Source organism: uncultured Lutibacter sp., from assembly GCF_937891065.1.
Taxonomy (GTDB): domain Bacteria; phylum Bacteroidota; class Bacteroidia; order Flavobacteriales; family Flavobacteriaceae; genus Lutibacter.
The window spans coordinates 1-9,289 of the sequence record NZ_CALAEQ010000069.1 but is presented as its reverse complement, the minus strand read 5'-3'; the positions used below and the strand labels follow the sequence as shown (position 1 = coordinate 9,289).

Genomic DNA, 9,289 nt, shown 5'->3' with positions numbered 1-9,289 from the left:
CTACACCTCATAATGAGTCTTGCTTGTTACAAGATTTTGATATTTCACAAAAATCGGCGTTCTTTTTTGGGGTAGAAAAAGAAGGACTTTCTAAAGATGTAATGGAAAACGCTGATGGATTTTTAAAAATACCAATGGTTGGATTTACAGAAAGTTTAAATATTTCAGTTGCAACAGCAATAATTCTTCAAAGTATGAATGAAAAACTTAAAAAATCTGATGTGAATTGGCAGTTAACTGAAACTGAAAAAAATGAATTATATTTAGAATGGCTTCAAAAATCTATTAAAAGCATAAAAAAAATAAAAGAGTATTATTACTCGGAGATCGCTACTGAATAACAATATTTTCAATGGTAGCAATTGATTTACAGTTAATTACCGTTAATGTGATATTTTTCAAATCTCTAGAACCTTTTATAGTGTATTGAGTACAAGAGTCTAATTTAATTTTATTCAGAATATCAACATCTCCATTTTTTAAAATTTGAGAAATAGCAGTACTGTCAATTTTTTTAGAATTGATAAGTGTTAAAACTTCAGAAGAAAAAATAGGGTCTTTAATTCTAATATTTTTTAAAACTCTAGCGTTTGGCAAATAGTCAAATGTAGTTTCTTTCTTTCCTAAAAAGAAAGTTACCACAATAATTCCAATGGTTAATCCGCCTAAAAAATAAGGTAAACGTTGTTTAAAAGTCATTTTACAAAAACAATAAATTAATATCTCTAAAAGGTAAATTAAACCAATCTGCAACAGTTTTATTGGTTAAAATTCCGTGGTAAAAATACATTCCTTTTTGTAAACTTCGGTCTAAACGAGCAGCATTTTCAAATCCACCTTCTTCAGCAATGTTTAGTAAATAGGGAGTAAAAATATTACTAACTGATACTGAGGCTGTTCTGGAATATCTTGATGGGATATTTGGTACACAATAATGTATTACGCCATGTTTTACGAATGTAGGTTTTTTATGTGTTGTGATTTCAGAAGTATCAAAACAACCACCTCTATCTATACTAACATCTACAATTACAGCACCATCTTTCATTTGCTCTACCATAAGTTCTGTAACAATTACAGGAGCTCTATTAACTCCTCTTAAAGCTCCAATGGCAACATCACAGCGCATTAATGCTTTTTGCAAGGTTTTTGGTTGTATGGTGGATGTGTAAATTGCTCTTCCTAAATTTTGTTGTAAACATCGCAATTTTGTGATAGAATTGTCAAAAACTTTAACATTTGCACCTAAACCAATAGCGGATCGAGCCGCAAATTCACCAACAGTTCCTGCGCCTAAAATAACAACTTCACTTGGTGGAACACCACTTATGTTTCCTAATAATAATCCATTCCCCTCATTGTCTTTACACATTATTTCAGCAGCAATTAAGATTGAAGCAGTTCCAGCAATTTCACTCAATGATTTTACAATTGAATATACACCTTGCTCATCTCTAATAAAATCAAATGCAATAGCTGTAATACGTTTGCTTGCCAACGCTTCAAAATAATCTTTAGATTGAGTTTTAAGTTGTAATGCAGAGAATAAAACACTTTGTGGATTGATTAATTTAATTTCATCTATTGAAGGTGGTTCAACTTTTAAAATAATTTGACATCCAAATGCTTCTTTAACATCATATGAGATTTTTGCACCAGCTTCAGAATATTCATTATCGGAATAATTTGCGCCATTTCCAGCACCTGTCTCAATTACAAATTTTTGCCCTTGAGCCGTTAAAGCAGCAACAGCATCAGGTGTTAAACAAACACGTTTTTCTTGATAATGTGTTTCTTTTGGAATTCCAATCACAAGTTCACCTTTTCTTTTTTGTATTTCTAAGGTTTCTTCTTGTGGCAGTAATTCTTGTCTGCTAAATGGTGACGTTACTTTTTTACTCATTATTGATAAGTTCTATAGTTCGCTGTTGATTGCTGTTTGTTGTAATTGTAATAATTACTGACTTTAAAGGTAATAAATTTTCTACTTTATTTGGCCATTCAACTAAACACCAATTATCACTATAAAAATATTCTTCAATTCCCATATCCATTGCTTCTTCTTCTTTGTTAATTCTGTAGAAATCAAAATGATATATTTTAGCACCCTTTTCGGAATGATATTCGTTTACTAAAGAGAAAGTAGGAGAGCTTACAATATCAGAAACGCCTAATTGTTTTGCTAGCTCTTTTATTAACGTAGTTTTTCCAACGCCCATTTCTCCATAAAATAAGATGACTTTATGCTTTGCAAATTGAATTATTTCATTGGCAATTTCGGGTAATTGTTTTAGCGAGTAATTTTTAATCATAAATAAAGTAATCTTAAAGTTATCTAAAAAAGTAATTTCAATTGTCATTTCGAGCGGAGTCGAGAAATTTAAACCTTAAATTGTTAAGACATTTCGACTGCGCTCAATGTGACAAACTTTATAAAAGAACTTTTTATTTGGGTACAAATATAGCACAAGGAATGATCATTTCCTCTAAAGAAATTCCACCATGTTGATAAGTGTTTTTGTAATATTTCACAAAATGATTGAAATTGTTGGGATAGGCAAAAAAGAAATCTTCTTTTGCGAATATAAATGAGCTATTTATAGAAATAGAAGGTAACCCAATTTCTTTAGGTTCTTTTACCGCATACACTTCTTTATCTTCATAGGATAAGCTTCTACCTGTTTTGTAACGTAAATTTGAACTTATGTTTTTGTCTCCAATTACTTTTGAAGGAACTTTAGCATTTATGGTTCCGTGGTCAGTTGTAATAATTAATTTTAAGCCTAAATTTTGCGCTTTTTGAATCATTTCTAACAATGGAGAATTCATAAACCAACTGTTAGATAAAGATCTATAGGCCTTGTCATCACTAGCTAATTCTTTAATAACTTCCATTTCAGTTTTTGCATGTGAAAGCATATCAACAAAATTATAAACTAGAACTGTTAAATCATTTTCTTTGATAGAATTGAAATTATCAGCAAGTTGTTTACCAGATTTAAGATTGGTAATTTTATGGTAACCAAGTTTAATATTGAGTTTAAGACGTTTTAACTGCTCTTGTAAAAATTCTTCTTCATACAAATTTTTACCACCTTCATCTGTGTCGTTTCTCCAATAATTTGGATGCTTTTGTTCCATTTCTAAAGGCATTAATCCTGAAAAAATAGAATTACGTGCATATTGAGTTGCGGTAGGTAAAATACTGAAATAAGGAGTTTCTTCTTCTTTCTTATAATATTTAGTAATTGTTTTTTCAATAATACTGAATTGATCGTACCGTAAATTATCAATAACAACTAGCAATGTTCCGTTTGATTGATTAATTGCAGGGAGTATTACTTTTTTGAATAATGTATTGGACAATATTGGCGCGTCATCATTATTTTGAATCCAATGAGCGTAATTTTTCTTTATAAATTTAAAAAACAGTGAATTTGCTTCTTGTTTTTGACTTTCAAGTATTTCAACCATACCAGAATCACTAATATTTTCTAATTCTAATTCCCAGTAAACCAGTTTTTTATAGATTTCAATCCATTCTTCATAAGAATTTACCATTGCTAAATCCATCGCTATTTTTCTGAATTCTTGCTGATAATTAGAAGTTGTTTTTTCTGATACTAAGCGAGAATGATCTAAACTCTTTTTTAAACTCAATAATATTTGATGTGGATTTACAGGTTTAATAAGATAATCAGCTATTTTATTACCAATAGCATCATCCATAATATATTCTTCTTCACTTTTGGTAATCATAACAATGGGTAAGTTTGCCTGCTTACTTTTTATTTCTGTCAATGTTTCTAAACCACTTAATCCGGGCATATTTTCATCTAAAAATACAATATCATAATTGTTTTCATTACACATATCAATTGCATCGGCACCATTATTACAAGTTGAAACGGTATATCCTTTTTTTTCTAAAAAAATAATGTGAGGTTTTAAAATATCTATTTCATCATCAACCCATAAAATTTTTATATCATTCATATTACTATATTTGTTAAACTATTTATAAAATAATTGTTTTGAACGAAAAAAAAGCGAACAAACTAAAAATATTAAACGATCCAATTTACGGTTTTATTACTATTCCAAACACTTTAATTTGTGATTTGATTGATCATCCTTATTTTCAACGTTTAAGACGTATTTCACAAATGGGATTATCACATTTAGTGTATCCTGGGGCGCATCATACACGGTTTCACCATGCTATTGGTAGTATGCATTTAATGCAAAAAGCAGTACGTAATCTACGTGTTAAAGGAATTGAAATTTCTGAAGAAGAAGCCAATGCTCTTAATATTGCGATTCTTTTGCATGATATAGGTCACGGAGCTTTTTCACATGCATTAGAACAAAGTATTGTTACAGGAATTCATCATGAAACCATTTCATTAAAATTTATGGAAGCTTTAAATGATGAGTTTAATGGGCAACTTACCTTAGCAATTACCATATTTACAGAAAAATATCATCGTAAGTTTTTATATCAATTGATTTCAAGTCAGTTAGATATGGATAGATTGGATTACTTAAATAGAGATAGTTTTTATACAGGAGTTGCTGAAGGTAATATAAGTTCTGAACGATTAATAGCCATGTTAAATGTAAAAGATGATAATTTGGTTATTGAAGAAAAAGGAATTTATTCTGTCGAAAAATTTATTGTAGCCAGAAGATTAATGTATTGGCAAGTATATTTGCATAAAACTGGGTTAGTCGCTGAAAAATTATTAGGGAAAATTTTAATTCGAGCAAAAGAATTATCATTAGCAGGTGAAAAATTGCCCGCAAGTAAAGCATTTACATACTTCTTGAATCATCAAATAAATGAAGAAAATTTTACATTAGAAACTCTTAAAACGTTTGCTAAATTAGATGATTATGACGTTTTTTCAGCAATAAAAGAATGGATTTCATATGATGATAAGATAATTTCAAAATTATCTGAGAGTTTAATTAATAGAATATTGCCTAAAGTTATTCTTCAAAAAGAACCATTTTCGACAGAGGAAATTGCTAAAATAAAGCAAAAAGTCAAGAAAAAATTTAATTTAAATGATTCAGAATTAGCGTATTTCGTATACCATGGTAAAATTCAAAATCAAGCTTATGATGCAACAAAAAATAATATTCAAATTTTATATAAAAATGGTAAAATAAAGGATGTCACAGAGGCTTCAGACCACTTAAATCTACATGCATTGTCTAATACCGTATATAAGTATTATATATGCTATCCAAAGAAATAGGTAGTGATAAACTTTTTTTTTACTTTTGCAATTAAATGAAATTTACAGCAAATCAAATAGCAGAAATTTTAGACGGTGAAATAGATGGAAATGAAAATGCCGAAGTCTATAAACTTTCAAAAATAGAAGAAGGAGAAGAAGGATCTTTAACATTCCTTTCTAATCCTAAATACACGCCACATCTTTATTCTACAAAAGCTACTATAGTTATTGTAAATAAAGATTTTGTTCTTGAGAATAAAATTGAGACAACAGTTATAAAGGTAGAAGATGCATATGCTTCATTCTCTAAGCTTTTAGAATTTTATAATGAAGTTAAATTAAATAAGACAGGAATTGAATCCCCATCGTTTATAAGTGACACAGCTAAAATAGGTGAAAATTTATATTTAGGAGCTTTTGCATATATTAGCAATAATGTACAACTTGGAGATAATGTGAAAATTTATCCAAATGTGTATATTGGTGATAATGTTACAATTGGTTCTAACACAACTATATTTGCAGGTGCAAAAATTTATTCTGAAACCGTAATTGGTAAAAACTGTTCAATACATTCAGGAGCTATAATAGGTGCTGATGGATTTGGTTTTGCACCAAGTGCAGAAGGTGTTTTCAATAAAATACCACAAATAGGAAATGTTATTATTGAAGATAATGTTGATGTTGGAGCTGCTACAACTATTGATAGAGCTACATTAGGTTCAACAATTATTAGAAAAGGAGTAAAGTTAGACAACCAAATTCAAGTAGCGCATAATGTTGAAATTGGCAAAAATACAGTTATAGCTGCCCAAACAGGAATTGCAGGTTCAACTAAAATTGGTGAAAATTGTATGATTGGTGGGCAAGTTGGTATTGCAGGTCATTTAGTAATTGGAAACAATGTGCGCATTCAAGCTAAATCGGGTGTAGGGAAAAAAATTAAAGATAATGACATTATTCAGGGAACTCCAGCAATTGGTTATTCTGATTATAATAAATCATACGTTTATTTTAAAAAATTGCCTGAATTAGTCGCACAATTAAATTCGTTAGAAAAAGAAATAAAAGAATTAAAAGACTTAAAATGAATAGTAAACAAAAAACAATTAGAAATGAAGTAACACTATCAGGTGTTGGTTTACATACTGGTAATAAAGTTACTATGACTTTTAAACCAGCACCGATAAATTACGGCTATGCTTTTGTGAGAATTGATTTAGAAGGAGAGCCTAAAATTGAGGCTAGTGCAGAATATGTTATAAACACACAAAGAGGTACAAATCTTGAAAAGCGTGGAGTTTTTGTAAATACATCAGAACACGTTTTAGCTGCAGTTGTTGCTTTAGGAATAGATAATATATGCATTGAAATAAATGCTCCAGAACCTCCAATTATGGATGGATCTTCGAAACATTTTATCGAAGCTCTTGAAAAAGCAGGAATAGTTGAACAAGAAGCTGACCGAATAGAATATATAGTAAAGGATATCATTTCATATAAGGATGAAGAATCTGGAAGTGAAATAATATTAATGCCTGCTGATGAATTTCAAATTACTACTATGGTAGATTTTGGGACTAAAGTATTAGGTACACAAAATGCAACACTTGAATCACTATCTGATTTTAAAAATGAAATAGCAGATGCAAGAACTTTTAGTTTCCTGCATGAATTAGAAATGCTTTTAGATAATAATTTAATTCAAGGAGGCGATTTAAACAATGCTATAGTTTATGTAGATAAAGAAATATCTAAAGAAACTATGGATAAATTAAAAAAGGCATTTAATAAGGAGAATTTAACTGTAAAAGCGAATGGAATTCTTGACAATCTTACATTACGTTGGGCAAACGAAGCTGCACGTCATAAATTATTAGATGTAATTGGTGATCTAGCTTTAGTGGGTACAAGAATTAGAGGTAAAGTTATAGCAAATAAACCGGGGCATATGGTAAATACTGTCTTCGCTAAAAAATTGCAAAAAATAATTAAGCAAGAAAAAAGAAATAATGTACCAACGTACGATTTAAACCAGCCACCATTAATGGATATTCATCAAATTATGAATATTCTTCCTCATAGACCTCCTTTTTTATTAATTGACAGGATATTGGAACTTTCAGACAGCCATGTTGTTGGGATGAAAAATGTGACTATGAATGAACCTTTTTTTCAAGGACATTTTCCTGATGCTCCAGTAATGCCAGGAGTACTTCAAGTTGAAGCAATGGCACAATGTGGTGGTGTTTTAGTATTAAATACGGTACCTGATCCTGAAAATTACCTTACTTATTTCATGAAAATGGATAAAGTAAAATTTAAACAAAAAGTATTACCTGGTGATACCTTAATATTTAGAGCTGAACTTATAAGTCCTATAAGAAGAGGGATTTGCCATATGCAGGCTTGTGGATATGCAAATGGTAAATTAGTAGTAGAAGCAGAATTAATGGCTCAAATAGCCAGAAAACCTTAAAAAGTAATGAATCAACCTTTAGCATATATACACCCAGGGGCTAAAATAGCTACCAATGTAGTTGTAGAACCTTTTACAACAATTCATAATGATGTAATTATTGGTTCTGGAACTTGGATTGGTTCTAATGTAACAATAATGGAAGGCGCCAGAATTGGTAAAAATTGCAGAATTTTTCCAGGAGCAGTTATTTCGGCAATTCCTCAAGATTTAAAATTTGATGGTGAAGATTCTTTAGCTATCATTGGTGATAATACCACAATTAGAGAGTGTGTAACTGTTAATAGAGGTACAAAAGCACTTGGGAAAACTCAAATTGGAGATAATTGTTTAATTATGGCAACTTCACATGTTGCGCATGATTGTGTAGTTGGTAATAATTGTATTTTAGCCAATGGTTCAATTATAGCAGGTCATGTAACAATTGGAGATTATGCAATTTTAAGTGGTTTAGTAGCTGTACATCAGTTTATTCATATTGGTGATCACGCATTGGTATCAGGAGGTTCTTTAGTTAGAAAAGACGTTCCTCCATTTGCAAAAGCAGGTAAAGAACCAATATCCTTTATTGGTATAAACTCAATAGGACTAAGAAGACGAGGTTTTGATACTGGAAAAATTAGAGAAATTCAAAATATATTTAGATTATTATATCAAAAAAATTACAATACCACACAAGCTTTAGAAAAAATTGAAGCTGAGATGGAAGCAACAAATGAAAGAGATCAAATAATACTTTTTATTAAAAATTCTCAAAGAGGAATAATGAAAGGTTATACCGGTAGTTAATTTAATTAATAAAAAGAAAAATAGTAACAATACATAAAAGCTAACAGCTTAAAATAAGAAAATATGGCAACTACATCAGATATTAGAAATGGATTGTGTTTAAGATATAATAATGATATTTTTAAAGTTATTGAATTTTTACACGTAAAACCAGGTAAAGGGCCTGCTTTTGTTAGAACTAAAATGAAAAGTTTAACATCAGGAAAAGTATTAGACAATACATTTCCAGCGGGAAGAAAAATTGAAGATATTAGAGTTGAAACTCGTAAATATCAATTTTTATACCCTGAAGGTGATACATTTCACTTTATGAATACAGATGATTATAATCAAATTGCTTTGCAAAAAGAAACTCTTGATTCTCCAGATCTTTTAAAAGAAGGTGAAATTGTAACAGTAATTTTTAATACTGAAGATAGCATGCCACTTTCTGTGGATATGCCTGCAAGTGTAGTTTTAGAAATTTCTCATACTGAGCCAGGTGTAAAAGGAAATACAGCTACAAATGCAACAAAACCAGCTACAGTAGAAACTGGAGCAGTTATAAATGTTCCTTTATTTATTAATGAAGGTGATAAAATTAAAGTTGATACTGCAAAAGGTGCTTATTTAGAGCGAGTTAAAGAATAATTTTTATGAAGTTTCCTCGTATATATAGTTTAGAAGAAATAGCAGAATTAATAGGCGCAAATCCTGTTGGTCCAGCTAATTTTCCAATAACAGGATGTAATGAAATTCATGTTGTTGAAGCAGGAGATATAGTTTTCGTAGATCA

At 30.0% G+C, this 9,289-nt stretch carries 10 protein-coding genes and 1 pseudogene; 7 read left to right on the top strand and 4 right to left on the bottom strand.

The annotated features are described in order from the left end of the window. A partial coding sequence (locus tag Q0352_RS04240) for a TrmH family RNA methyltransferase (protein ID WP_299524135.1) occupies positions 1–341 on the top strand: 341 nt, incomplete at its 5' end. Here the strand turns inward: Q0352_RS04240 and Q0352_RS04235 are convergent. The 4 genes from Q0352_RS04235 to Q0352_RS04220 form a co-directional block, all read right to left on the bottom strand. Continuing rightward, positions 331–699: a hypothetical protein gene (locus Q0352_RS04235; protein ID WP_299524134.1), complete on the bottom strand. Its 369-nt coding sequence runs from the start codon at positions 697–699 to the stop codon at positions 331–333. The genes Q0352_RS04240 and Q0352_RS04235 overlap by 11 nt on opposite strands. Position 700: 1 nt before the next feature. Then, the gene (locus Q0352_RS04230; RefSeq protein ID WP_299524133.1) at positions 701–1,903 is read right to left on the bottom strand and encodes an alanine dehydrogenase; all 1,203 of its coding nucleotides are present in this window, start codon (positions 1,901–1,903) and stop codon (positions 701–703) included. Then, positions 1,896–2,360 (bottom strand): tRNA (adenosine(37)-N6)-threonylcarbamoyltransferase complex ATPase subunit type 1 TsaE, encoded by a 465-nt coding sequence (gene tsaE / locus Q0352_RS04225; protein WP_367274589.1) that lies wholly within the window; start codon positions 2,358–2,360, stop codon positions 1,896–1,898. Before tsaE ends, Q0352_RS04230 begins: the two co-directional genes overlap by 8 nt. Before the next feature lie 85 nt (positions 2,361–2,445). Continuing rightward, positions 2,446–3,996, bottom strand: a complete 1,551-nt coding sequence (locus tag Q0352_RS04220) for a bifunctional response regulator/alkaline phosphatase family protein (protein WP_299524132.1) — start codon at positions 3,994–3,996, stop codon at positions 2,446–2,448. 38 nt (positions 3,997–4,034) lie between these two features. Between Q0352_RS04220 and Q0352_RS04215 the strand changes: the two genes are divergently transcribed. The 6 genes and pseudogenes from Q0352_RS04215 to Q0352_RS04190 all read left to right on the top strand — a co-directional run. Continuing rightward, entirely contained in the window at positions 4,035–5,264 is a 1,230-nt protein-coding gene (locus Q0352_RS04215) for an HD domain-containing protein (protein ID WP_299524129.1), read from the top strand. 35 nt (positions 5,265–5,299) lie between these two features. Continuing rightward, positions 5,300–6,337, top strand: a complete 1,038-nt coding sequence (gene lpxD, locus Q0352_RS04210) for a UDP-3-O-(3-hydroxymyristoyl)glucosamine N-acyltransferase (protein WP_299524126.1) — start codon at positions 5,300–5,302, stop codon at positions 6,335–6,337. After that, positions 6,334–7,725: a bifunctional UDP-3-O-[3-hydroxymyristoyl] N-acetylglucosamine deacetylase/3-hydroxyacyl-ACP dehydratase gene (locus Q0352_RS04205; protein ID WP_299524123.1), complete on the top strand. Its 1,392-nt coding sequence runs from the start codon at positions 6,334–6,336 to the stop codon at positions 7,723–7,725. Before lpxD ends, Q0352_RS04205 begins: the two co-directional genes overlap by 4 nt. A 6-nt stretch (positions 7,726–7,731) precedes the next feature. Then, positions 7,732–8,514, top strand: coding sequence for an acyl-ACP--UDP-N-acetylglucosamine O-acyltransferase (gene lpxA / locus Q0352_RS04200; protein WP_299524119.1), 783 nt, complete (start codon positions 7,732–7,734; stop codon positions 8,512–8,514). Positions 8,515–8,577: 63 nt separating this feature from the next. Then, positions 8,578–9,144, top strand: a complete 567-nt coding sequence (gene efp / locus Q0352_RS04195; RefSeq protein WP_299524116.1) for an elongation factor P — start codon at positions 8,578–8,580, stop codon at positions 9,142–9,144. A gap of 5 nt (positions 9,145–9,149) precedes the next feature. Beyond that, positions 9,150–9,289 (top strand): annotated as a pseudogene (locus Q0352_RS04190) (UDP-3-O-(3-hydroxymyristoyl)glucosamine N-acyltransferase); the annotation flags it as partial.